The sequence below is a fragment of the Paenibacillus sp. p3-SID867 genome, assembly GCF_025142895.1.
Classification (GTDB): Bacteria; Bacillota; Bacilli; order Paenibacillales; family Paenibacillaceae; genus Paenibacillus_AQ.
The window spans coordinates 418484-444239 of record NZ_JAMBDM010000001.1; the positions used below are offsets into that span (position 1 = coordinate 418484).

26 protein-coding genes and 1 other RNA gene are annotated in these 25756 nt (G+C 48.7%); 2 read left to right on the forward strand and 25 right to left on the reverse strand.

Going from position 1 to position 25756, the window contains the following annotated elements; genetic code table 11:
* Positions 1-79: 79 nt before the first annotated feature.
* The 4 genes from M4D81_RS02010 to M4D81_RS02025 form a co-directional block, all read right to left on the reverse strand.
* On the reverse strand, positions 80-373 hold the full coding sequence (locus tag M4D81_RS02010; protein ID WP_071222961.1) for a YlaH-like family protein: 294 nt from the start codon (positions 371-373) through the stop codon (positions 80-82).
* 39 nt (positions 374-412) lie between these two features.
* Positions 413-2254 (reverse strand): translational GTPase TypA, encoded by a 1842-nt coding sequence (gene typA / locus M4D81_RS02015; protein WP_071222960.1) that lies wholly within the window; start codon positions 2252-2254, stop codon positions 413-415.
* A gap of 152 nt (positions 2255-2406) precedes the next feature.
* Positions 2407-2919 (reverse strand): hypothetical protein, encoded by a 513-nt coding sequence (locus tag M4D81_RS02020; RefSeq protein WP_260064259.1) that lies wholly within the window; start codon positions 2917-2919, stop codon positions 2407-2409.
* A 246-nt stretch (positions 2920-3165) separates the two neighbouring features.
* A complete protein-coding gene (locus M4D81_RS02025) occupies positions 3166-3825 on the reverse strand; it encodes a TerC family protein (RefSeq protein WP_071222958.1) in 660 nt (219 codons plus the stop codon).
* Positions 3826-3956: 131 nt separating this feature from the next.
* Between M4D81_RS02025 and M4D81_RS02030 the strand changes: the two genes are divergently transcribed.
* Positions 3957-4649 carry a TerC family protein gene (locus M4D81_RS02030; protein ID WP_071222957.1) on the forward strand — a complete coding sequence of 231 codons (693 nt, stop codon included), beginning with the start codon at positions 3957-3959 and terminating at the stop codon, positions 4647-4649.
* Between the two features lie 132 nt (positions 4650-4781).
* Here M4D81_RS02030 and thiI read toward each other — a convergent pair whose 3' ends face one another.
* The 6 genes from thiI to M4D81_RS02060 all read right to left on the reverse strand — a co-directional run bounded on the left by thiI (position 4782) and on the right by M4D81_RS02060 (position 9471).
* Positions 4782-6020, reverse strand: coding sequence for a tRNA uracil 4-sulfurtransferase ThiI (gene thiI, locus M4D81_RS02035; protein WP_220686048.1), 1239 nt, complete (start codon positions 6018-6020; stop codon positions 4782-4784).
* On the reverse strand, positions 6017-7177 hold the full coding sequence (locus M4D81_RS02040; protein ID WP_260064262.1) for a cysteine desulfurase family protein: 1161 nt from the start codon (positions 7175-7177) through the stop codon (positions 6017-6019). Before M4D81_RS02040 ends, thiI begins: the two co-directional genes overlap by 4 nt.
* 169 nt (positions 7178-7346) lie before the next feature.
* Entirely contained in the window at positions 7347-8024 is a 678-nt protein-coding gene (locus tag M4D81_RS02045; protein WP_260064263.1) for a lytic transglycosylase domain-containing protein, read from the reverse strand.
* Positions 8025-8170: 146 nt separating this feature from the next.
* Positions 8171-8533: a hypothetical protein gene (locus M4D81_RS02050; RefSeq protein WP_071222953.1), complete on the reverse strand. Its 363-nt coding sequence runs from the start codon at positions 8531-8533 to the stop codon at positions 8171-8173.
* Positions 8534-8602: 69 nt separating this feature from the next.
* Positions 8603-8827 (reverse strand): DUF1540 domain-containing protein, encoded by a 225-nt coding sequence (locus tag M4D81_RS02055; protein WP_006209042.1) that lies wholly within the window; start codon positions 8825-8827, stop codon positions 8603-8605.
* A 137-nt stretch (positions 8828-8964) separates the two neighbouring features.
* Entirely contained in the window at positions 8965-9471 is a 507-nt protein-coding gene (locus tag M4D81_RS02060) for a YpuI family protein (protein ID WP_071222952.1), read from the reverse strand.
* Positions 9472-9724: 253 nt separating this feature from the next.
* On the opposite strand from M4D81_RS02060, the gene M4D81_RS02065 reads away from it, so the two are divergent.
* Complete coding sequence (locus M4D81_RS02065) at positions 9725-11650, forward strand: S8 family peptidase (RefSeq protein WP_071222951.1); 1926 nt, start codon at positions 9725-9727, stop codon at positions 11648-11650.
* An 81-nt stretch (positions 11651-11731) separates the two neighbouring features.
* Here M4D81_RS02065 and M4D81_RS02070 read toward each other — a convergent pair whose 3' ends face one another.
* The 15 genes from M4D81_RS02070 to ybeY all read right to left on the reverse strand — a co-directional run bounded on the left by M4D81_RS02070 (position 11732) and on the right by ybeY (position 25756).
* Positions 11732-12010 carry a hypothetical protein gene (locus M4D81_RS02070; RefSeq protein ID WP_074961960.1) on the reverse strand — a complete coding sequence of 93 codons (279 nt, stop codon included), beginning with the start codon at positions 12008-12010 and terminating at the stop codon, positions 11732-11734.
* A gap of 548 nt (positions 12011-12558) precedes the next feature.
* Positions 12559-12965, reverse strand: an RNA gene (gene rnpB / locus M4D81_RS02075) — RNase P RNA component class A.
* 154 nt (positions 12966-13119) lie between these two features.
* Positions 13120-14235: a Nif3-like dinuclear metal center hexameric protein gene (locus M4D81_RS02080; RefSeq protein WP_071222949.1), complete on the reverse strand. Its 1116-nt coding sequence runs from the start codon at positions 14233-14235 to the stop codon at positions 13120-13122.
* Complete coding sequence (locus M4D81_RS02085; protein ID WP_260064264.1) at positions 14211-14969, reverse strand: tRNA (adenine(22)-N(1))-methyltransferase; 759 nt, start codon at positions 14967-14969, stop codon at positions 14211-14213. The genes M4D81_RS02080 and M4D81_RS02085 overlap by 25 nt, the downstream gene beginning before the upstream one ends.
* Positions 14970-15235: 266 nt before the next feature.
* Positions 15236-16366, reverse strand: a complete 1131-nt coding sequence (gene rpoD / locus M4D81_RS02090; RefSeq protein ID WP_071223068.1) for an RNA polymerase sigma factor RpoD — start codon at positions 16364-16366, stop codon at positions 15236-15238.
* 42 nt (positions 16367-16408) lie between these two features.
* Positions 16409-18226: a DNA primase gene (gene dnaG / locus M4D81_RS02095; RefSeq protein ID WP_071222947.1), complete on the reverse strand. Its 1818-nt coding sequence runs from the start codon at positions 18224-18226 to the stop codon at positions 16409-16411.
* A gap of 41 nt (positions 18227-18267) precedes the next feature.
* Positions 18268-18747, reverse strand: a complete 480-nt coding sequence (locus tag M4D81_RS02100) for a YaiI/YqxD family protein (RefSeq protein WP_071222946.1) — start codon at positions 18745-18747, stop codon at positions 18268-18270.
* 327 nt (positions 18748-19074) lie between these two features.
* A complete protein-coding gene (glyS, locus tag M4D81_RS02105; RefSeq protein ID WP_260064267.1) occupies positions 19075-21150 on the reverse strand; it encodes a glycine--tRNA ligase subunit beta in 2076 nt (691 codons plus the stop codon).
* Entirely contained in the window at positions 21143-22030 is an 888-nt protein-coding gene (glyQ, locus tag M4D81_RS02110) for a glycine--tRNA ligase subunit alpha (RefSeq protein ID WP_260064269.1), read from the reverse strand. Before glyQ ends, glyS begins: the two co-directional genes overlap by 8 nt.
* 369 nt (positions 22031-22399) lie before the next feature.
* The gene (recO, locus tag M4D81_RS02115; protein ID WP_194541641.1) at positions 22400-23155 is read right to left on the reverse strand and encodes a DNA repair protein RecO; all 756 of its coding nucleotides are present in this window, start codon (positions 23153-23155) and stop codon (positions 22400-22402) included.
* Positions 23156-23191: 36 nt separating this feature from the next.
* Positions 23192-23332 (reverse strand): YqzL family protein, encoded by a 141-nt coding sequence (locus M4D81_RS02120; RefSeq protein ID WP_074961956.1) that lies wholly within the window; start codon positions 23330-23332, stop codon positions 23192-23194.
* A 138-nt stretch (positions 23333-23470) separates the two neighbouring features.
* Positions 23471-24373, reverse strand: a complete 903-nt coding sequence (era, locus tag M4D81_RS02125) for a GTPase Era (protein WP_071222943.1) — start codon at positions 24371-24373, stop codon at positions 23471-23473.
* Between the two features lie 75 nt (positions 24374-24448).
* A complete protein-coding gene (gene cdd / locus M4D81_RS02130) occupies positions 24449-24856 on the reverse strand; it encodes a cytidine deaminase (RefSeq protein WP_071222942.1) in 408 nt (135 codons plus the stop codon).
* Positions 24857-24875: 19 nt separating this feature from the next.
* A complete protein-coding gene (locus tag M4D81_RS02135; protein WP_071222941.1) occupies positions 24876-25259 on the reverse strand; it encodes a diacylglycerol kinase family protein in 384 nt (127 codons plus the stop codon).
* A complete protein-coding gene (ybeY, locus tag M4D81_RS02140; protein ID WP_071222940.1) occupies positions 25259-25756 on the reverse strand; it encodes an rRNA maturation RNase YbeY in 498 nt (165 codons plus the stop codon). Before ybeY ends, M4D81_RS02135 begins: the two co-directional genes overlap by 1 nt.

A 25756-nucleotide genomic window follows, 5' to 3' on the forward strand; every position in this document is an offset into this window, starting at 1 on the left:
TTCTCTCTCTTATAAACGATGGGGATTGACAAAAAGTTGCCGTATTGTTGTTACCTGTGTTGCTAAATTTCTACAAAGCTTAAGACTTTGGTTCGGTCTGTGCCTTCTTCTTCTGACGATCTTCAACAAAATATCGAATACGCACCATCAGCATCAATGCCACTGCTACTAACAAGCACTGGATAATCGGCAGCTTATCAATCTGAAACACAAGCAGGATCGCCGAACCCAAGGCCATCAAGACATACAGGAGAATCTCCTTCAACAGAGGGAGCTTCTGCTTCACCCGGAATACCTTGTTGTAAACGTAGGTGATCAGCACAAAAATCACGATATAAGAGATGAGTGGGTGCGAGGCAAACCATTCTTGCATGATAGGTTCACTCCTTTTGGACAAGTCGATCTCTATCTATTATAGATTTGCTTGCGCCATTTTACGATGTTTTTCTGCACGTTCGCGCTCACTCTTGTTCAAAATCTTCTTCCGAAGACGAACGGACTTCGGCGTAATCTCGCAATACTCGTCGTCGTTCAAGTATTCAAGGGCTTGCTCCAGTGAGAAAATAACCGGTGTTTTCAATTTAACCGTGTCATCCTTCGTTGCCGAACGAACGTTGGTCAATTGCTTCTCTTTACAAATATTAACGACGATATCGTTATCGCGGGTATGCTCTCCGACGATCATACCTTCATAAATCTCAGTCCCCGGTTCCAGGAACAGGGTACCGCGATCTTCGACCGACATCATGCCATAGAACGTTGAAGATCCGTTCTCCGTGGAAACCAGCACGCCTTGGTGACGTCCACCCACTTGACCGCCGATAAGCGGACCGTAGCTGTCGAACGCGTGGTTCATAATGCCATAACCGCGTGTGAGGGTCAGGAAATGGGTGCGGTAACCGATAAGTCCGCGAGCAGGAATCAAGAATTCCAGACGCACTTGGCCATTTCCGTTATTCACCATGTTCACCATTTCAGCCTTGCGCGTTCCAAGGCTTTCCATAACGGAACCCATGCTTTCTTCTGGTACATCAATCATCAAACGTTCGATCGGCTCCATTTTGACGCCATCAATTTCTCTAACGATAACTTCAGGCTTGGAAACTTGAAGCTCATAACCTTCACGGCGCATATTCTCAATCAAAATACTGAGGTGAAGCTCACCGCGTCCCGATACGATATATGCATCAGGGCTGTCTGTCTCATCCACTCGCAAACTTACGTCCGTTTCCAGTTCTTTAAAGAGACGGTCACGCAGCTTACGGGATGTTACCCATTTGCCTTCGCGTCCGGCAAAAGGACTGTTGTTAACAAGGAACGTCATTTGCAGGGTTGGTTCATCAATTTTAAGGACAGGCAATGCCTCCGGATGTTGTGGATCTGCAATGGTCTCTCCGATGTTAATGTCTTTGATCCCTGCAATCGCCACGATGTCGCCTGCGCCTGCTTCGGCAACCTCGATCCGCTTCAATCCCTGGAAGCCGAACAGCTTCTCGATACGAGCATTCTTGGTCGAGCCGTCACGAAGCATAACCGTAACCGGTTGGCCTTGCTTAATAACACCGCGGTTCACGCGTCCGACGGCGATACGTCCAAGATATTCATTGTAATCCATCAAGGTAACGAGGAACTGGAGAGGCTCGTCCACTTTCTCTGTAGGGGAAGGGATATGGTCAATAATGGTCTCGTAAAGGGCAAGCATGTTATCATCTTGCTTCTCGGGATCCATACTGGAAGTACCGTTTAAGGCAGATGCATATACAACGGGGAAGTCCAATTGGTCGTCATTCGCACCAAGCTCAATGAACAGATCCAGCACTTCATCGATCACTTCAGCTGGGCGGGCGGCCGGACGGTCAATCTTGTTCACAACGACGATTGGAGTCAAGTTATGTGCAAGAGCTTTACCTAACACAAACTTGGTCTGAGGCATACATCCTTCATAAGCGTCAACAACGAGCAGAACGCCGTCAACCATTTTCATAATACGCTCAACTTCACCACCGAAATCGGCGTGTCCAGGTGTATCCACGATGTTAATCAAGAAATCTTTATACGTAATAGCCGTATTCTTGGCTAGGATGGTAATTCCGCGTTCGCGCTCCAAATCATTGGAATCCATCGCGCGTTCCTGCAGCGTCTCATGCTCCCGGAAAATACCGGACTGCTGCAGCAGTTGGTCTACAAGTGTTGTTTTGCCATGGTCAACGTGAGCAATAATGGCAATGTTGCGAATCTGATCTCTTGATTGCATAAATATATCTCAAATCCCTTCTGTTCGAATGAGCCACAAAGAAAGCGCCGGACGACATGCCGACGCTTCAACATACATCCTATAATATAGGTAAACGAGCGGGAAAATCAAGTCTTTTCAGAAAACTTCCAGCAACTTTTACCTCTTACCAATTACCAGCCTCTGCTCCATTTATTATTACGCCCGGAACGATTGCGCCCGAAGATCATCCAAACGCCCGCTGCAATCAAGATCAGGGCAATGATGTAGAACGCTCCAGTCTCAAGCCAGGTGAAGAAGAAAATCAAAACAGAAAGCACCGTCAGTCCAAGCGCAATCGGCAGCGCAGCGCCTGGTCGCGGGCTCTCGTACAGATAATATTCATACAAGCCGACAGCCACGCCGAGAATTAACACAGGCCATAATGAAGCCATCAGTCCCCATCCCCCAATAATACATATGAAGAACAGAAGGCCATATACCGTCAGAATACCGCCCGGAATCAGAACCGCGGCAGTGGCACGGCGACCAAAAAACATGATATGCAAAAAAATACCCGGCAGCAGCAGGACGAGCGGCCATAACGTTCTTCCCAAAAATCCAAATACACCAAGCTTGCCGAGCAAAATAACGACTCCAGCAACAACGATGAAAATACCCAGCGCCAAATCTTTTCTGGAGGACATTTGATCACCCTCTCTTCAATATATGTATCACCAAAAATAGCGGTTTCTAAAAGAAGCAGTTACGTTAATTTTAGCCCAAACCGACAAAAAAAACCATATCCCGAGCTTGTTCCACTTGAAATATCCTTTCCCCGTCCCATATACCTGTATGGACCCAACAAAAAATGGACGACTGCACGAGACAGTCATCCATTTTTCAAAAGCTTTCCTCTTATGCCGCCAAAGGGTTGTTAAAATAAACTCCCGTTATAAGGGCCGTCTCACCGTCTGTAATCCGCCAATGAGAACGACGGCACCTGCAATGACAATCGGCAGCAGATTGTGGGCATAAGGCATCCAGTAAGCCAGAAGCAGCCCTACCCGGGAATCCTGTATGAGCATTTCGCCTGCTGTAAAAGCTAGAATACCGGCACCTATGTAAAGCAGTACGGGAAACTTGTGAAGCAGGCTTGAGATCATCCCGCTTCCCCATACAACGATGGGAATGCTTAATAATATTCCGATGACAATCAAGGCGAGATCGCCTTTTGCAAGCCCCGCAATGGCCAAGACATTATCCAGGCTCATCACGAAATCGGCTATCAATATCGTATTGACTGCGGCCCATATCGTTGAAGCTTTGGCCAAGTTTGCATGGTCATGCTCCTTTTGCATCATGAGTTTGACTGCGATCCAGATCAACAATAAGGCGCCGCCAGCCTGCAAAAATGGAATTTTCAGCAGCAAAACCGCCAAAAAAGTCAGAATACACCGTAAGAGAACAGCCCCTGCAGTCCCGATCCAGACCGCCCGTCTGCGGTGTATTTCGGGAAGGTCTTTGCTGGCCATCGCGATGACCAGTGCATTGTCACCACTGAGTACAAGATTGATCATCAATATCTGTCCCAACAAAAAAATCGTCTCCACTAAAACAACACCCCCCACTTTACACATATGTGGAAATTGTCCAGGCTATGCTTGCACATCGGGAAAAATAGGCCTATAATAAATCCACTTTTGTTTAATGGTGGAACCGTATTCTAAGAGGAGTGACATTCATGGAAACCACAGCCGCTGAATTTTTTCTTGCATTAATCAACATTGTATTTTTGGATCTGATCTTGGCCGGGGACAATGCCATCGTGATCGGTCTTGCAGCACGCAATCTTCCGAAGGAAACCCAGAAAAAAGCAATTATCTACGGCACGGCCGGAGCTGTTATTCTTCGTATCATTGCCACCATCCTCGTGGTCTGGCTGCTTAACATCCCTTGGTTACTGCTTGTGGGAGGCGTACTCCTGATTGGCATTGCCTACAAGCTGATGACCGACGACAATAATGACCATGGCAATATCAAAGCCGGAAAAAGCCTTGGCGCTGCTATTCGTACGATCATTGTAGCGGATGCCGCTATGGGCCTGGACAATGTCATTGCCGTTGCCGGCGCAGCCAAACACAATATGATCCTTGTAACACTGGGCCTGCTCATCAGCGTACCTATCGTGGTATGGGGCAGCACGCTGTTTATCAAACTGATCAACCGTTTCCCATGGATTATCTATGTAGGTTCTGCGGTACTTGCGTACACGGCGTCCTCCATGATTACCGAAGAGAAGCATTTTATGGGATATTTCGAAGCGCACCAGATTATTAAATATCTCTTCATTGCTGCCATCATTGTCGGTGTGCTGACTGCAGGACATCTGAAAAAAAGATCTGCCGGACGCCGTCAGTCATCCAGCCAGTCATAATTAAAAGTCCATACGCATACAAAAAAACAACACCCCAAGGCTTTCTAAGAAGCTTTGGGGTGTTGTTTATGTTTAAACCTGCGCACACTCGTCCGGTTTACTCAACCCTTGTTACCTTCGCTTGATACTCGATTAAAACCAGTCTTCGTTTACTACGGGCTCCGCATGCTTTTCTTCAAGCTCACCGATGTTACTGTCCGGGGTAATAACCACCGTCTCCGTACCTTCAATGGCTGCTTGAATCCGTGCAGGCAGCTCGGGAATGGAAGCCTCCACCTTCTCGATGATCTTCAAATTCGGATTGGTGGTGGGCGATTTAGGCACAAACAACGTACAGCAATCCTCATACGGCAATATCGATGTCTCGAATGTACCAATGTCCATTGCAGTGTTGATGATATCGTTCTTATCCATCATAACGAGCGGCCGCAGCAGCGGCAGCTCGGTGGCTCTGCCGATCACATTCATGCTAGGCAGCGTCTGACTGGCAACTTGTCCGAGACTGTCACCCGTCACGATCGCCAATGCCCCTTCCCGCTCAGCAAGCGAGGAAGCAATCCGCAGCATCGCTCTGCGCATAAACGTAATGATCAGATTATCCTGGCCGATGCCGACAAACGAAGTCTGTACATCCGTGAACGGAACGAGGTGCAGCTTGATTTTCCCGGTGTAGCCCGATAACAGCCTTGTTAACTCCATTACCTTTTCCTTCGCAAGTTGGCTGGTGTAGGGAAAACTGTAGAAGTGTACGCACTCAATTTCAAGTCCTCTGCGCATGGCTGACCAGCCCGCTACAGGACTGTCGATCCCCCCCGATAGAAGCAGCATGGCCTTCCCATTCGTACCAATCGGATATCCGCCGGCGCCGGGAATCACTTCATAGTACAGATACGTCTCGTTCTCCCGAATTTCCACACGAAGCTCCATATCGGGTTGCTTTACCTTTACTTTAAGCTGTGGATAGGTTCGCAGCAAGGGCGATCCGACTAAATGATTCATCTCTTGCGAGGAATGAGGGAATTGTTTCCACACCCTTCTCGCATTGACTTTGAAGGTCGACGGGTCAGCCAGTTCCTTCTGTCCCACAAAGTCAATCGCGGTTTCGATAATACGGTCAAGCTCGGAAGGACATACACGAACTGGACTGATGGATACAAGGCCAAATACTTTTTTAAGGACATGGATCAAGGCCTCGGGAGATTCTCCGTTAAGTTCGACGTACAAACGGCCGTATTCCTTAACGATTTTCGCTCCAGGAAACGGTTTGAGCACGCTTCGAATATGATTCAAGACCGATCTCTCGAATCGGTTGCGGTTTTTGCCTTTTAGAGTAAATTCGCCAAAGCGAAGCAGCAGTTTATCGTAGGTCATCTCCGGTTACCCTCTCTTTCTATAACGGGACGCAGGTTCCCGCAAACTTTTGCCAAGACTTCGACAAGCCGCGCTGCATCGCCGAGCTGATGCTCTTTGCCGAGACTGATGCGAATTCCGGAGGAAGCAGCGTCCATGTCCTTCCCCATCGCTAACAGGACCCGGCTGGGCTCGCTTAATTTAGAGGAGCAAGCGGATTTGGTTGAGACGAGCATGCCCATCTCTTCCAGAGCATGGACCATCACCTCCGGTTTTAGTCCCGGATACGAAAAATGAATGATATGAGGCGCATTTTGCTCGTTGCTATTTAACACCAATCCCGGGACTTTGCGGATGCCCTGAACCAGAAGTTCTCTTATTTCCGTCATCCTTGCATAAAACTCGGGCTGGCGTTCTCTGGATAATCGCATGGCCTTCGACATCGCTACCGCTCCGGCAACATTCTCCGTTCCTGCCCGGTGTCCATTCTCCTGCGATCCGCCCGATACCAACGGGAACAATTGCACGCCTTGCTTAATATATAGCACGCCCATTCCTCTCGGACCGTTGAATTTATGGGCAGACAGGCTGTATAAGTCGGCCTGCCACTGGGAGAGTGTCACCGGCAATTTGCCAAATCCCTGTACCCCATCGATATGCAGCAGCGTTCGTGAATTTCGCTCCTTAACGATACGACCCACTTCAGTCAGCGGCTGGACGGCCCCGGTCTCATTATTGACATGCATGATGCTGACGAGCACGGTATCTTTGCGCACAGCTTCCGTCAAGGCAGCCAGATCCACCACGCCGGCGGCATCTACCGGTAGATAAGTCACTTCCCATCCAAGCGTTTCCAACTGCTTGCAGCTTTCATATACGGAAGGATGCTCTGTTCCCGTCGTAATGATATGCCGTCCCCGGCTGCTGTACTGCATCGCAGCCCCTTTAATCGCCATGTTATTGCCTTCGGTTGCCCCGGAAGTGAATACGATCTCCGTCGGCTGAACGTCCAGCGCGGCTGCACACACCTCTCTTGCCTTTTTCAGCAGTTTAGCGGCAGCCTCGCCTGAACGATGAAGAGCTGACGGATTCGCATAATGCATTTTCATGACTTCTGCCAACGTGTCCACTACTTCATCATAGGGAGGGGTCGTAGCAGCGTGATCCCAATATATCAAGGTAATTTCCCCTTTCCATCATACGCATCGCACGTTGTAAAACTTATTATTCCAGACCTTTATATTTACACAAAAAGACCAAACGGTAAAGCCGCACTCCATCTTTAGATCGGAAAGCGGCGTGTATCGTTTGATCTTCTATCATCTTCCTATTTAACCCTATGCGGGTTTATAACGTGTATTTTGATCGTGCGTTCATGACTTTACCGATGTATGCTTGGGTTTCCTTGGGTAATACATGAGCAACGGACATCAGCTCTTCATCACTGGATACTCCCAAATTCGCGATGCGGGTTGGACCTGCATTATACGCTGCAAGCACCATAGCCATTTCTCCGCCAAACCGCTGAATCAGATTGGACAGGTATTTAGTACCGCCTTCGATATTCTGAACCGGATCAAAAGGGTTGCTTACCCCAAGTCCCCTTGCTGTGCCATCCATCAGCTGCATCAGCCCCTTGGCGCCTGCAGAGGACACCGCGTTCGGATTAAAGGAAGATTCCGCATCGATGACCGCTTTGATCAGCGATACCGGCACGCCATAGCGTTCCCCGGCCGCAGTTATTAAATCCTCAAAGGTCGTTGGCTTTGTTGCTCCTGTGTCATGCACGACCCCCTCCATAGGTAAAGAGTCATCTACAGCTCCTAGCTGCTGCCATAACAGCCCATCCTTAAAGGTTACGCCAGGCGCAAGCTGTGTAATCGAACGTTCAACCGGCTTGGAGGTGGAATCTTCGGTAAGCAGGCTGCTTAGCACATTGACAAATCCGGTTGCCGACTCGGTGGAATTCGTATTCATCTGTGGTATATCCGCCATTTGCTTCCATGATATCGGATCTATTTGCATCGTTTAACTCACTTTCTGCAGCGAAATTTCAAACTTGTCCTTTATTTTATCATGGAACTGGAACAATCTGCTATACCTATTCGGCAAAAAATAAGCGAATCAACCGTTCTGGTTGACCCGCCCTGTGTTCACCATAATAAAATGAATTATCTACTGAAAGGAATCAAGATAAAATAACTGAGTGTTGCCAATATGCCGAGTCCGATCGACCAGGCGCCTGTCGTTTTGCTGCCTTTGCTGTAGGCGTAATATCCAACAACCGCCGCGATGGGTCCCAGGATTACCGACCACATGAACAAGGAGGCGATGCCTAATACCAAGCCCACATATCCGACGGTACGACCGGTAGAGACGTCTGCCTTATCCTCGTCTACTCTTCGTGCCGAAACATCCACAGGGGGAGCCACCTCGGCCGCATATTCTTCACGGTGATCCTTGCGCGGGAAGTCTACCCTGTTTCGCTTGCCTTCAACAACCTTCATTTTATGCTTCCGATGTTTTTTATCCATAAACTAGCTTCCTCCATTTCCATCATCCTAAAGTGCCCAGCACCCGGACTTTATCCGGCTTATTTCCCGTCAGCCCTTCGGCTTGAAGGTTAAACAGCAGGTCTCGGAAGACTTGTCAGCAACATCCTGATGGTCGTCTACATAAGGCTCTGCTCCATACTCTTCATTGAGTTTTACATTCGCATGACGGTCAATTTCAATCATGATCATCTCGGCATGACATAGGTTTTGTTCTCCCCAGTAATGGCAATTGCTGACACTGCACTTTACTAATGGTTTGGCTTCGTTGGCCATTTTAGCATCACCTCGTCAACATTTTTTCCTTAGTTTACTGCCGGTATGCACAAGAACGATTGTCAGTTGGTGCCTCAGGCCCGAAACGCAAAAAGAGATGCCAATGGTTGGCATCTCTTGAATGTTCCTTATTATGGCTATGCGTGTCTTTTCTCTGATTGCATACGGCGTTCCGTCAAATAGTCGCTTTCGTAGTAAGCAAGATCATCGCGGAGCTCTTCATAAATCTTGGTAATGTTCATAATGACATCACGGGCAGGACGTACCGGCTTCTTCCGGAAACGAATCGCATCCTGTCCGGTGTAGGCGTAACGACCATCTTCGGAATAACTTTCATTTTTGGGATAGAAGAAGCTGTTGACACATCGGTGATACAAATTATACAAAGCCTTCTCGGCAAAATCGATATCAAAATTAGGGCGACGCTGTACAACACCCAGCTTCTCATAGGAAACTTCAGAAAACACAAGCAAATGGCGAACATCCGACAGAAATCCTTTGTAAAAATGAACGGTTTCCTCGTCCTGTTCCGTTACCAATTGAGATAAAGCATGTTCATTTAAAAACGTTTCCATAATCGAAATAGCAGATTTCAACTTTTCTCTGGACTCCGAGCATAAATTCTGAAGATTGTCTGCTGGCATTACGATAGATCCCCCTTAAATGGTCGTGACCCTACAGGTCATATAGCCTGGCGGTCGTTATAATATGTACTATCCTAACACAAATTTTGGGATAACGAAATCCCTTTCATGAATACACTTACAAGGTTATTTTTAGTACATTTCATTTTGCGCGTTCCCATCTGTTTTACTCATGATATGGAACGCATAAAAAGGATTCACTCTCCCCACGCTAAGACTACTTCAATCATGAATGCGGCGAGGAGGAAAACTTGTGAAATCCCGTACCCTGTGGAGCATCCTAGGTGCAGCGTCAGTTATTGGCGCGCTTCTGATCTTACTGTTCATCCCCGGTTCGAAACAGCCGGCTCCCACGGCTGAACCAACACAGCCTCTAAGGCCCCAGCAGGAGAACAAGGCTAAGCACTTTACGATGCTAAGCGATATCCATGCGACGGATCAACTCAACCGTCTTGATGCAAAAGGCCACCTGCGCAAAATGCTGAACAATAACGCTTTGCGCAGTCCGGGTCAAATAAAAGCCTATACGCAAAAAGAACAAAAGCTGCACAAGCATTTTCAGCAAGTACGGTGGTATAACCTTAAGCAAAACAAAATGACGGATGTTCAGGGTCTGCTTCCCAAACTGAACAAAAAAGATAAAAATCTGATCACTCATCATTTCCAAATGGCACAGCAAAAGCTGAAACGGGGAGAAACTTATGATTCACCCAAGTTCAATGTCGCGGGACAGCCTTATTTTGTTGTTGCGGAGCCGTCCAAGGATGGCAAGTATGGCGCCGCCGCTTTGGTTAATCAAGGCGTACTGCATGAAGTAAGCAATCACCAGAAGCGGAATCTTCGCTTAATTCCGTACCCGAAGGAAGGTAAATTCAAGGTCGAATCCATTCATGCGGATACCCTCTCCGATATTACCGTCAAAACGGGACATGATAATGAAAAGGCCAGTCACTTTTACGAAAATGAAATTGTGGTGTCCTTTCAAAATGAGCCGTCTAAGCAGCAGCTCCTGAACATCTCTAAGGAGATATCATGTGAAACTCCGAGGAAACTTGGTTATGCCTATGTTTTTCGTTCCAAGGATATGGACTACCATAAACTCCGCTCCTATTTCGAGCAGAAGTGGAAAACGAAGTATACCGAGCCTCACTACATCTATTTAACCAATGACCGACACCCTCAATCCAGAATAAACTCGGATTTCATGCCGGATGGAGCGAACGAGCAGGTCAATATCCCGAATGATCTGCTGTTTTCTCAATATCAGTGGAATCTGCCCGTCATTGAGACGAACCGGGGCTGGGATCTGTCCAAAGGCAGTGAAGATGTCATCATCGCCGTAATTGACACTGGTGTGGATCTTCAGCATTCCGATTTGGATGGACAGTTGGTGGAAGGATACAACATCGTCGAGAAGGACAAACAGCCGCTGGATGATGTGGGACACGGGACGCATGTAGCCGGGATCATCGGTGCCCTGGTCAACAACGGTGAAGGTGTTGCCGGGGTAAGCTGGTACAACAAAATCATGCCGGTCAAAGCGCTTGACGGATCCGGCTCAGGCACAACCTATGCCGTCGCAGAAGGCATAATTTGGGCCACGGATCACGGAGCCAAGGTGATCAATATGAGTCTTGGCAACTATGCGGACTCCCAGTTCCTGCACGATGCCGTGAAATATGCTTATGATCGTGACGTTGTTCTTGTTGCTGCCTCAGGCAATGACAACACGGAGCGCCCTGGTTATCCTGCCGCCTATCCGGAAGTGCTGGCTGTCGCCGCAACGGATTCCAATCAGAAGCGGGCGGAATACTCCAACTACGGCGATTATATCGATGTGGCTGCTCCCGGGACCAATATTGCAAGCACGTTTCCTGGGAATCAATATGCGGCACTATCCGGAACCTCCATGGCCAGCCCTCATGCAGCCGCCATGGCGGGTCTCATTCGTTCCCTTAACCCTGACCTGACCAATCAGGAAGTCATGGACGTCATGATAAACCAAACGGTCGATCTTGGCGATAAAGGAAAAGATAAATATTACGGTCATGGTCAGATTGATATTTTCCAATCCTTGAAAGCGGTTGGCGCACCTGAAGTCCCTCTTCAAATGTGGCCGGGTCAAACGCTTCAGAATCTGGAGCAGGAGCTTCGTAAATTAAACGGCTCCAACGAATAAAATACACGAAATAAAGCAGCTAACGCGATCGAGGCGGAAGCTGCTTTATATATTCATATCGGAGGCAAGGAGCACTTACATTTATTTCTTCCGGCGGGAACGGCTAGTACGTACTGCAGCTTTCTTCGAACGCTTACCGGAGACCGTAACTCCACCATAGCCTACATTGTCGCTCACAACTTCTTCTTCGCTGTACGTGTATATATGTTTTTCTACAGGTACGCAGTGAATCTTATCCACCACTTTAATCGGATGAATAACAGGTACGATTTGCGGTACATAGTGGTCTCTAACGACAACGATCGGCTCGCACACAATCGGTGACACAGGAGGACATGGATTTTCTTTATGACAAGACATGTTTTTGCATCTCCTTTCCGTTGATGATTATAGCTTATTATCCCGAGGGCTATTTGGTATGGACGATTATCCGTACAGGGCACATGATCTGCCAATATTTTCACGAGGCCATAAGAAAAACGTCTATCGACGTACTTTCTCAGCAGACAGACCGCGGTTAGAGGAAGTTTTTCTTGCGATATCAGGAAGGCCCGTGCTTCGTAGTTTATACTTTCTGATATCTAAAGAAAAACGTCTATCGACGTACTTTCTCAGCAGACAGACCGCGGTTAGAGGATGTTTTTCTTGCGATATCAGGAAGACCCATGCTTCGTAGTTTATTCTTTCTGATATCTAAAGAAAAACGCCTATCGACGTACTTTCTCAGCAGACAGACCGCGGTTAGAGGATGTTTTTCTTGCGATATCAGGAAGGCCCAAGCTTCGTAGTTTATACTTTCTGATATCTTAAAGAAAAAACGCGCATTTCCTCAACACCCCTCAAGAGGAGTCCTAAGAAAATACGCGTTTGTACCATAGCGGTATTAGTAAAGCAATATGTTGTTCAGTTGGGAAAGCTTTCCGTAAGCCGGGTTCTGTGCTCTTCGTGGTCATAACGGGAACTACCCTGCCACCATGAGCGACAATCATCTATCTAGGCCGATTATTACTAATCGACTCAAGCGACCAACCCGGACGCGCCTCGGGCTAAGGCTGTCTCCTCGAAAGAGACTGCGTCCCATTAGGTCTTGCTCCAGGTGGGGTTTACCAGGAACGAAGTCACCAGCGTTCCTCGGGGTCTCTTACACCTCGGTTCCATCCTTGCCTGTGCCACCCTAAAGCGGCCATCGGCGGTCCATTTCTGTGGCACTATCCTTCAACTCGCGCTGACTGGACGTTATCCAGCACCCTGCCCTATGGAGCCCGGACTTTCCTCTCGCGGCTTTGACACCGCCAGCGATTGTCTGTCAAACTTTCCGGACAACATTCATATTATACAGTGATTTGAAGCAGTACACAACCCATTAAACATTAACAATAGCTGATTAATTTCCCAGCTTGGCCGAAGTACTCTATAGGCCAGGCGGTGTCAGAATGAGGCCTCTTTACCTTGCCTTACATTTCTGTTCACTACACGAACTGGAATGGCTCTGTATTGATGCGGGAAGCAACAACTCGGGTTTCATACTTATGTTCCTGCAGTTTCTGTTCCATCCACTCGGCGACCTTGACCTTCATAATCTTCTCGGCATTGTGACCCGGATCAATGATGGTAAGTCCTGCAGCGAGCGCATCCTGTGCCGTATGATAATCGACATCTCCCGTTACCAGCACATCCGCTCCACGGAACAGCGCCTTCATCATGTAGCGTCCTCCGGATCCCCCGATGACGGCCGCCTTGCGGATGGTGCGGTCGAGCTCTCCTACAACACGAACATGAGGGACCTCCAGCTTCTCTTTTACCACGTCTACCAGCTCAGCCAACGTCATAGGCTCTTTTAACTTGCCGACCCGGCCAAGACCAAGGGATCTCCCCTTAAGGTCCATGGCATACAGATCATAGGCAACCTCTTCATAAGGATGCGCCTTCAGCATCGCCTGGATCACTTTGTTGCGGATGGCATGAGGAACAATCGTCTCGATCCGAACCTCATTAGCACGTTCCATCTTGCCTTCCTGACCTAGAAATGGGTTGCTGCCTTCTCGCGGGACGTAGGTGCCGAAGCCCTCAATGTTGAAACTGCAGTGGCTGTAATTTCCGATCCAGCCTGCACCGGCGCCGAGCACGGCATCCAGCACCTCTTGATGATGACTCTTCGGCACAAATACCACCAGCTTGGATAACTGTTCATTATGCATGTCATGGATAGGCGACGTATTCTCGATTCCCAAGGCCTCCGCCATCCAATCGTTCATTCCGCCTTCGGTTACATCGAGATTGGTATGACTTATATATACCGCGATATCGTGTTTGATCAGCTTTTCATACACCTTGCCCATCGGTGTATCCGTCTGCAGCTGCTTCAGCGGACGGTAAATAATCGCATGATGCGCGATAATCAGATCAGCCCCAAGCTCAATGGCTTCATCCACCACATCATCATTGACATCCAATGCAATCAGCACGGTGCGAATGTCCTTTTGCAATGTTCCAAGCTGGAGTCCGATCCGGTCATCGGGTTCGGCCACGTGCTTCGGGGCCAATTGCTCCATATATTGAATTACGGTTTGTCCTTTGGCAAGCATGCCAGCACCTCCTGAATAAACTCGATATCCGAACGAATCTCACTCGCCTTGTCGGCTGCCGTGGTGAGATCTGAACGCGAAAGCGATTGAAGAATATACTCCATCTTCTCTATCTCCGATTTCCATTTATCATAGAATACCGGATTCGGGGACTGCGTGAGCCAAGGTCCCATACGGAAAAGCCAGTCCGTAGATAATCGGAGACCGCCCCCAATCGCCCTATCCTTGTAAACCTGCTCATTCGTCAGGTCTGTTGTATGCGAAGGCTCGGCGACCAGCACTTCGTAAATTTTGCCGTCTTCCTCCAGGATCCATTCCTCAATCAGCACCCAGCCATGGGAGTACAGCCATTTGCGCAAAATATCTTCTCCTACATTCGGCTGCAGGACCAGCCTGCGGACGCCTGTCAGCTTATCGATGCCCCGGTCCAAAATCGCTGCAATCAAGCTGCCTCCCATACCGGCAATCGTAATAACGTCGGCCTCACCGACTGAGAGTACGTTCAAACCGTCTCCTCTTCGCACGCTGATGACCTCAGTCATCCCTGATTCGATGACCTGCTTGACGGCAGCATCATAAGGGCCGGGATTGACTTCACCGGCGATCGCTTGAATGGCTGCTCCGCTTTCTACGGCAGCCACAGGCAGCAGTGCATGGTCGGATCCGATATCAGCAAGTCGGCTGCCGCGTGGAATCTTCTCCAGTATTTGCGTTAATCTTCTTGATAATTTCACGGTTGATACACCTTACCATTCCATATTTTCGTCCAAATCACGATCTATACCTTACCCTAACAGAGACGATACCAAACTGCAAACCGGTAAATCCGGTTGAAAAACGTCGTGCCTGTTCATTTGCAATGGGTCTGGAAAAGAGCTAAAATAAAGACCAATAAAACAAATGCAGGAAGAAATTCCATAACCAAGAAACTCATACATGCCATGCATAATTTCGAAAAAAAGGACCTGCTGCCGTTACTGCAGAAGGTCCTTGGATTAAGCTATTCGAGGAAATCCTTTAACCGTTTGCTGCGGCTCGGGTGACGAAGCTTACGGAGCGCTTTTGCTTCAATCTGTCGAATACGCTCGCGGGTAACACCGAACACTTTGCCGACCTCTTCCAGTGTTCTGGTGCGGCCATCATCGAGTCCGAAACGAAGACGAAGCACATTCTCCTCGCGCTCTGTCAGCGTATCCAGCACATCTTCGAGCTGTTCCTTCAGAAGCTCGTAAGCTGCCGCGTCAGCAGGAGCGAGTGCTTCCTGATCCTCGATGAAATCTCCGAGATGGGAATCATCTTCTTCACCGATCGGCGTTTCCAGCGAAACCGGCTCCTGGGCAATCTTCATAATCTCCCGGACTTTCTCAACACTGAGTTCCATCTCGGCAGCAATTTCCTCCGGCGAAGGCTCACGTCCGAGCTCCTGCAGAAGCTGTCTGGATACACGAATCAGTTTGTTGATGGTCTCGACCATATGCACGGGAATTCGGATGGTACGGGCCTGGTCAGCAATAGCGCGCGTGATCGCTTGGCGAATCCACCAAGTCGCATACGTACTGAATTTGAAACCCTTTTTGTAATCGAACTTCTCCACGGCTTTGATCAAGCCCATGTTGCCCTCCTGAATCAAATCCAGGAACAGCATTCCTCGTCCGACGTAACGCTTCGCGATACTTACAACGAGACGCAGGTTGGCTTCAGCCAGACGGCGCTTGGCTTCCTCATCTCCCTGTTCAATCCGGTTGGCAAGTTCAATCTCATCATCAGCTGACAACAGCGGAACCCGGCCAATTTCCTTCAGGTACATCCGTACCGGGTCGTTAATTTTGATCCCAGGAGGCAGCGAAAGATCGTCGTCAAACCCAAAATCCTCATTATCATGGGATTCGGAATCTCCCGCTTGCCGGTGAGTACCCTCTTCATCATTCTCATTAACTACATCGATACCCAGGTCGGCCAGCTGTTCATAGAACTCTTCCATCTGCTCCGTGTCCTGATCAAATGGCGATAATTTCTCCATAATATCTTTATAGCTCAATACGGATCTCTTTTTACCCTGTTCAATCAACTGATCCTTGACTTGATCCAGCGTAAATTCCGTTTCTAGTTCAGTATGCTGATCATTCGCCATCATTCGACTCCCTCCTCCCTAGAAACAGCAATGCGCGGGGCCTCATTGTCTTTCTAGGGCGATAATCTCACTTGCAATTTGTGCGGCTCGCAAAAAATCACCTGAGCGCTCCGCTTTAATCATCTCTTCTTTTTTCTGGTCGATCTCTCTCTGCTGCGGAAATTTCAGCACCTCACGTATGCAATCATCGAGCACTTGAACATTCCACTCGGCTGGTGCTTCCATCATCATGATCGAGCTGACCGTCATTTCCAAACGATCGTCGTGGAGCGATGACATGAAACGGCTGATATCCGGAGATTTACCCTGTGCGTAAAAAGCATATAGATAAGCAGCAATTGCCGCATGATCCTCAATATTAAACGCTTCTCCCAGGCGATCGCCAACGTATCGCGCGGCCTCCGCATCCTGCAGCATCAGCGACAGCAGCCGCCGCTCTGCAGCATGGTAAGCAGGCAGAAGTACCGGGGCGGGCTGGCGCCCTTTTTTATGCCTACCATTATTCCACCTTTTTTCCTTATTATCCCCATCGCCCATCTTTTTTTGCATCGATTGCCGAAGCAGATTGCAATCCTGCTTAAGACTCTCGTAGGAAAGATGAAGCTCGGAGGACAATTCCCTCAAGTAAACTTCTCGTTCAGTGGAGGAATTCAGTACGGCGATAATGGGCAATGCTTCTTTGGCGTACGCAATCTTACCATCTTCTTCTAGCAGTATATGGTTTTTCTTCAGATATATAAGTTTAAATTTTGTTGTTGAAACAGCTGTTTCTACTACATGCCTGAAACGCTCGGCACCGAATTTGCGGATGTAATCATCCGGGTCCATTCCTTCGTTCACCAAAGCGATTCGTACTCTGAGTCCAACGCCTTCCAGCATTGGAATGACTTTTAACGCAGCAGCCATACCGGCTTTATCGCCGTCATAGACAACAACAACTTCTTCAGCCACCGATTTCATGATTGCCACTTGGTTTTCCGTTAGAGAGGTTCCCATGGTTGCCACACCATTCTGTAGTCCTGCTTCCCATGACGAAATCACATCGCCGTAACCTTCGAATAACAGAACTTGACGCAATTTGCGTATGGATGTTTTGGCCTGGTGCAGGTTGTACAATGTGCGGCTCTTATTAAATAGAAGTGTCTCCGGGGAATTCAGGTACTTCGGTTGACCGTCCCCCAGTATTCTGCCAGCAAACGCGATGACCTTGCCGCTGCGGTCATGTATCGGAAACATGATGCGTCCGCGAAAACGGTCGAGATAGCCTTCCTGTTCATTTCTTGCGGATAATAAACCGCCCTTTTCCATCTCTTTCAAGTCAAAGGATCGCTTCGTCAGGAACTGTACAAGCGTGTCCCAACGATCTGGAGCGTAACCGATTTGGAACTGGTCAATCATTTTGTCGCTCATTCCGCGGGATCGTAAATACTTCATGGCTTCCGTACCATGCTCCGTATTCTTAAGCAGGAAATGGTACAGCTTGGCGCTAAGCTCATAGGCTTCAATCAAACGTTCTTTTTCCGGATTACGAGGAATTACGGGAACTCCTTGACCTTCCGGCAACGAGATATCATTCTCTTCTGCCATTGTCTTTACGGCTTCGGGAAAAGAAAATCCTTCGATTTCCATTCTAAATTTAATGGCGTTTCCGCCCTTACCGCAGCCATAGCAGTAAAAGATTTGGCGTTCCGGTGTAACCGTAAAGGAAGGAGTCTTCTCTGAGTGAAACGGGCACAAGCCCTTCAGGTATTTCCCCTGTTTGGTAAGATGCACGTATTTGCTGACCGTGTCCACAATATCGCTCTTGGCCAGTACTTCCTCAATGACATCATCCGGAATATTACCTTGTCCGGTACTCATCCAAACCACCTTCATCTCTTTTGGCACGTAAATAGTATTCGCTACGGGTGGACATTCTCCTGCAATTCATGCAAAAGTTTTGTCAGTTTATGTTGAAAAAAACTCCGGTCTTCGTCAAGCAGCTTTTTGGGCCCTTTGCCATACTTTCCTTGCTTCCTCGCCTTAGCCTGATGGTGACGGGAATCCAGCATGAAATCGATATCCCCATTATGGAAAATACGACCACGAAAGGAAATCACATGGCATGATTTGGCAAGCGCAAGTGCAGCCAGTCCATAATCCTGCGTTACCACGATATCCCCCCTGGATATGTGGTTAGCGATGTATAGATCCGCACTTTGATCACTCCGATCCACCTGGACCGTCGTAACCCCTTCTTCTGCCTGCTGCAGATGATCATAGGAAGAAACAAGCAGTACCGGCACACGAAATGTACGAGCTGTCTCTGCGATTTCCTTCTTGACTGGACATGCATCACCGTCAACCACAATCGAAATGGAGTTGCTTTCGTTCATTCGCATCACCGGCTCTTATCGTTAATCTTGGATTCATCTTTACGCTGTATATTATTATATACGTCTTTGGCAGATTAAAATCCTTCTTCTAAGAAAAACGTCTATCGACGTACTATCACAGAAGACAGACCGCATATAGCGGAAGTTTTTCTTGCGAGATAAGGATGGTAAGCCTCTGAAGCTTATACTTTTCTTATCTCTTCAAATAAACAATAACCCAGCACTTGCTTGATTCAGGCCGTTCATAGCGAAAGCGCCATCCCGTGCATAACCGCGGGCTGTCGCTTTCACTGAACAATGCATTATAACATTAGTAAAATCATGCTGTCACTACTACCACACCAATTTCGTGAAATCGGCGTATCGCTTCAAATCTCCATCGATACCGGAGAGCAGTGCGAGACGATTGGCCCGAACCGCTTCGTCCTCTGCCATGACCATAACGGAGTCGAAGAATCCGGTAATCGGTTCTTTGAGTCCACCCAGCAAGGACAATGAACGTTCGCCGTCAGCAGCTTTCAGCGCGGCATGATAATCTTCGCGAATCGCGTTCCAAGTTTCGTACAGCTTGCCTTCTTCCGTTTCCGTAAACAATTCTGGATTGACAGCAGCCTTGCCGGCCTTGGCGGCCAAATTGCTGACCCGGTTGAAGGATTCTACCGTTGTTTTGAAGTCTTCGACATGATCGACAGCATTCATCAGCGCATGACCGCGGGATACAACCGACACTACATGATCAAATCCTGCGGTAATTACGGCATCCACCACATCATAACGCTGATCTTCGGACAGAAGCTTCTTCACGCGAAGTCCGAAGAATTCTTTAAGGTCCTTACGGATTTCGTCCGTCGAGCGTTTCAATACGCGAATGTTCTCGTGAACCTCCAGGGCCACACCGAAGACATCAGATAACGTCACCGGGAGTTTGTGCTCCAGGATAATCTGAACGATGCCCGCCGCCTGACGGCGCAGCGCGTAAGGGTCCTGGGAGCCTGTCGGAATGATGCCGATGGAGAAGCAGCCCACGATCGTGTCGATTTTATCCGCAATGCTCACGATGGATCCGACCGAGGTGGAAGGCACCGCGTCACCGGCGAAGCGAGGCTGGTAATGCTCAAACACCGCTTTGGCCACCTGCTCCTTTTCACCGGCTTTTCTTGCGTAATCCTCACCCATTACACCCTGCAGTTCAGGGAATTCGTAAACCATCTGGGTCACCAGATCGAATTTGCAAATATCGGCCGCACGGCTCACGGAATCTGCATCGTCAGCCGAAATGCTAAGCTTCGCGGACAACTGATCGGAAATCCGGCGGATTCTGCGGACTTTATCGCCGATAGTCCCCAGTTCCTCATGGAACACAATGCTCTCCAGCTTCGATAAGGCGTCTTTGATCTGAAGCTTCTGATCTTCCTCATAGAAGAATTTCGCGTCCGACAAACGGGCTCGCAGCACCTTCTCATTTCCTCTAGCGATAACGTCCAGGGAACGGCTGTCCCCGCTGCGCACCGTGACAAAGAACGGAAGCAATTGTCCCTGCTTATCCAGCACAGGGAAGTACCGCTGATGCTCACGCATGGAAGTAATCAATACTTCCTGCGGAATATGAAGGAATGAGGAGTCGAATGATCCGTACAGCACGGTTGGCGTCTCAACCAGGAATAATACCTCTTCAAGCAAATCATCCTTGATGGCGATATTCCAATCTTTCTCTTGGGCCAATGCCTGGATCTGCGACACGATCATCTCCTGGCGTTCATTCACGTCCACGATGACATGCTGTTCGCGCAATACGTCGCGATAAGCCGATGCCTCAGGAATAACGGCCTCTCCGCCAAGGAAACGATGTCCACGGGTCACGTTCCCAGCTTTCACGCCCGTAATTTCCAGATCTATGGTCTCACTGCCGAGCAGAGCGACCATCCACTTAATCGGACGAACGAATTTAAATTCGTGCGCGCCCCAGCGCATATTTTTCGGGAAGGTCATCGAAGTCAAAATGCCAAGAAGTCCTTCAGGCAGGATCGACTTCGTATCCACCCCGACGCTGTTTTTCGTCACATAGATATACTCTACCCCGCCGAGCTCCTTAAACGTAAAACTCTCGGGATCAACGCCCTGGCTTTTTGCAAAACCAAGCGCTGCCTTGCTCCACTGTCCGCTATCATCCAACGCGATCTTGCGGGAAGGCCCCTTCACTTCCTCGCTGACGTCTTCTTGTTTATCCGCAACGTTCTGTACCCATACCGCCAAACGGCGCGGCGTAGCATATGCCGTTACTTCTCCATGCCCGATTCTGGAAGCATCCAGCCATTTGACCAATTTGTCCTGAAGCTGTTCCATCGCGGCGCGCAGAAATCTCGCCGGGACTTCTTCCAGACCGATTTCAAACAATAAATCCTTAGACATGGTCTGTGCCCCCTTTCTTAATCAGCGGGAAGCCCAGCTTCTCGCGCTCTTCCAAATACGTGGCTGCAACCTGACGAGCCAGGTTTCGCACGCGCATAATGTATCCCGTTCTCTCCGTTACGCTGATCGCGCCTCTGGCATCCAGCAGGTTAAACGTGTGGGAGCATTTTAGTACATAGTCGTACGCAGGGAATACTAAATTTTGGTTCATCGCTTTATTCGCTTCTTCTTCATACATGTTAAACAGCGTAAACAGCATTTTAACGTCGGACACTTCAAAAGTGTATTTTGAATGCTCGAATTCCGGCTGATGGAATACGTCTCCATAGGTAATGCCGTCTACCCATTCCAGATCAAACACATTCTCTTTATCCTGGATATAGGATGCAAGCCGCTCCATACCGTAGGTAATCTCTACAGCGACTGGACTTGCGTCGATGCCGCCAACCTGCTGGAAGTACGTAAACTGCGTAATTTCCATACCATCCAGCCAAACTTCCCAGCCAAGGCCCCATGCACCAAGTGTCGGCGCTTCCCAATTGTCCTCAACAAAACGGATGTCATGATCGAGCGGATTGATGCCAAGACGCTTCAAGCTCTCCAAATAAAGCTCTTGAATATTGTCCGGTGAAGGTTTCAAAATGACCTGAAATTGGTGATGCTGATACAGACGGTTCGGGTTCTCTCCATAACGGCCGTCAGCCGGGCGACGGGAAGGCTCCACATAAGCCACATTCCAGGGCTCGGGTCCGATCGAACGTAAATACGTCATCGGGTTCATTGTACCTGCACCCTTTTCCGTGTCGTACGGCTGCACGATGATACAATTCTGTTCCGCCCAAAATTGCTGCAGCGTCAAAATCATCTGCTGGAAATTCATGATTTTTAGCTCCTTTACATTCTTTTTCAAATTCATTCCACCATGCATATCCATTCTCTGTACAACAAAAAGCTCTCGCCCTACGCCTGTTGTACAGACATAGGGACGAGAGCTGTAGCTTCCCGCGGTTCCACCCTACTTGGCCCTGCTGCGTCGCAGACATAATCTTGGTCTTCAGCGATCAGCAAAACCCACTTTATCGTTTCATCATGCTCCCGGGTGCCCTGTTCATGAATATCTCCTACCAGGCTTCCACCACCCCCGGCTCGCTTTCACGGATCGATTATTCACTACTTTCCCGTTCAATGCATGTCAGTATTCAAAAAACTAATAAACTGATAAATATAATACCTCATTCTATACCTTACGTCAAATATCATACTTGTCCATTTGATCCAAAAAATTCTGCGATTTCAAACGCAGCCCAAGCTGCATATCCATCAAAGCTCGCATGACCTTTTTGAGCTCGGCCTTCGTTTCGTCCTTCACATCCACATTGCCCAGCCGTCTTAAATCCAGCCGTCCAAACAGGCGCAGCAGCTTCAGCGTTCTGGGCGAGATCGCCATTGCCGGCGGATCCAGATGTTTGCAGTAACGGCACAGGACGCCGCCAAGGCGGGGGCTCACCAGCATATCCTCGTCTTTTCTGGATTGATTGCATGAAATGCAAACATCCAGCTCCGGCCCGTACCCTGCCGCCTGCAAAATTTTCATCTCATACAGATTGATGATAATTTGGGGATCCTTATCCTCCTGAAGGGCTTCCAGGCAGGCCTTAAGCTGATGAAACCAAAAAGCGCCCGTCTCCTCATCCTGCAGCACCCGATCCAAGAGCTCGCAGGCATAAGAAGCATAGGCGGCTTTGATAAGATCCTCCCTGAGCCCGTGGTGAGATTCCATAATCTCACCGGCGTTCAAGTTGCCGAGCCCGGTACCATTCCGGAAGAACACATATTCTCCATAAGTAAACAGCTGCGTCAGAGCAGCATGACGGCTTTTCACCTTCTTGGCTCCTCTGACCAGCACGCCTACCTTGCCCGATTCTTTGGTGCAAAGTGTAATGATTTTGTTCCCTTCACCGTAGTCCATGCTGCGGATGACGATCCCTTCCGCCCGATATAGCATGCGCTTTCCCCCAACCATTCCTGGAACAACCAATGATTACTCGTCTTCTTCATGCGGGGCCGCCTCATCTTCAACGGATGCAGCTGTAAGAACCGACTCACCCTCGGTTTCCTTATACAGCAAATACGCATCGACATCTCCAGTCATCGCAAAATACTTCCACGAAAAATCTCGCATTCGTATTCATCCTCTCTTCGGAAATGGCGTTTCGCATCTACGAAAATTAGGATGTGCGCCTAGAGCAGATTTATGAAATGCAATTGTTGGCAGGCGGCTGCCGTGTATGATTTCCCTCTGATTTGCACAGCGGCTCTATTATTCCCCGCGGTGAAATCCGAGATCGCGAAGTACGCGTTCTTGGTTACGCCAATCTTTTTTAACTTTAACCCAGAGCTCCAAGAAAATCTTGGACCCCAGCAGTCTTTGAATGTCCTGACGGGCTTGTCTGCCAACCTCTTTTAACAGAGCACCCTGCTTGCCGATAATGATACCTTTTTGGGAGTCGCGTTCCACAAAAATCACGGCTGAAATATATACGGTTCCGTTCTCTTCCACCCGCATATCCTCAATCGTAACCGCAATGGAGTGAGGAACTTCCTCTCTTGTCATGTGCAAAATTTTCTCGCGAATCAGCTCTGCGCACACGAACTGCTCCGGATGATCCGTCACTTGGTCTTCAGGATAATACTGCGGGCCTGGAGGCAAGTATTTCTGAATTTGTTCAAGGAGCGTGTCGACATTGTTGCCCAGCTTGGCGGAAATCGGGACGATCTCTGCAAAATCATGCAGCTTCCGATACTGCTCAATCAGAGGGAGCAGAGCGGGCGGCTCAATCTTATCGATTTTGTTCATGACCAGGATGATCGGAGTCTTGATTTTCTGCAATTGCTCGGCGATGTAACGGTCTCCCCCGCCGATGCCCTCGGATGCGTCTACCAGAAACAACGCGGCTTCAACCTCGCCCAGCGTGCTTAAAGCGGTCTGGTTCATGTAATCCCCAAGCTTGGATTGACGTTTATGAATGCCCGGTGTATCCAGAAAAACCACTTGGGATTCGTTGGTCGTATAGACGCCATGTATTTTATTTCTTGTTGTTTGCGGTTTGTCCGACATGATGGCAATCTTTTGACCGATCACCTGGTTCATCAGTGTTGATTTCCCTACATTCGGTCTTCCGATAATAGCCACAAACCCGGATTTAAATTGTTTTTTTTGCATACCATTCCTCCGCTACTGTTCCTGTATCTACATGTTGTTTCTGAAACCTTGGTTCGATCCTGTTCAATTGCAAACTTACTGTTTGTTTAAATCCCAAGGACCAAACGCGCCCGGCAGCAGTTCACTGACGGTCGTTTCCTTGATGTCACCCTTCATATTCCCCATGATCACCTTCATATCGGGTTTGCACAGCTCCACCAGCACTTGCCGGCATACCCCACACGGCGTACACGGGCCATCTGTATCGGCAACGATGGCAATTGCCTGGAAGCTCCCTGCTTCATGGCCATCGGCAATCGCACGAAACAATGCCGTGCGTTCAGCGCAATTGGTAGGACCGTATGCGGCATTCTCTACATTACATCCAAGATGTACCTCTCCGCGCGAATCGAGCAGAGCTGCCCCTACACCAAATGTTGAATAGGGTATGTAAGCTCGCGTACGTGCTTTAATCGCTTCCTGCATTAACAATCCTGCATCCATATCCAGTTCCTCCTATTGTTCAACTTGTCATTGATTGTATCCATTCCCATACCGGTTCATAGAAGACCAGAATGCCGATTACGACGGCAAACACCGCTGCAACTAACGCTGCACCGGCTGCTGTGTCCTTAGCCACCCGAGCTAAAACATGTTCTTCTGGCGAGATCAGATCGATAATGGCCTCTACCGCAGTATTTACCAGCTCCGCGATAAATACGAGGGCAATCGCCAATACCAAAAACAACCAGCTCATTCGGTCCAATTGCAGCAAAGCTGCTGCGATGAATACAATCAAGGCAGCAGCAATGTGGATTTTCATATTGCGTTCCGTTTGTACAGCCGTCAAGATGCCGCGGATCGCGCACCCAAATGCCCTGTATAACGATTGTCTGTGCGGCTTCACTATCTTGTCAATCCTACTTCTGCAAGTACAGCCTCCTGCTTGCCCATCATTTCCGCTTCGCTCGCCTCATCCTGATGATCATATCCGAGCAAATGCAGAAATCCGTGAACAAACAGAAAACCGAGTTCCCGTTCCAAGGAATGACCGTATTCTTCGCTTTGCAGCTTTGCCCGAGGGACCGAGATAATGATATCACCCAGAACATCCGGCACGCTCTCCAGTTCTTCTCCTTCATCAAGCTCATAAATGATCTCGAGCTCATCGTTCGTAATCTCATTCATCGCAAAGGAGAGGACGTCGGTCGGACGATCGATTCCCCGGTACTCCCGGTTCAATTCATGGATCTGTTTATCATCGACAAAGGTCAGATCAACCTCGCCGTCGGAAACGCCTTCAGCCTCTCCGGCCTTCTGAAGAATCACTTCAAGCAAGGCGATCAAATCCTCGCTAATCTGAAAATCCTCTTGTTCATTATTCCATGCCAGCTGCAGGCTCAT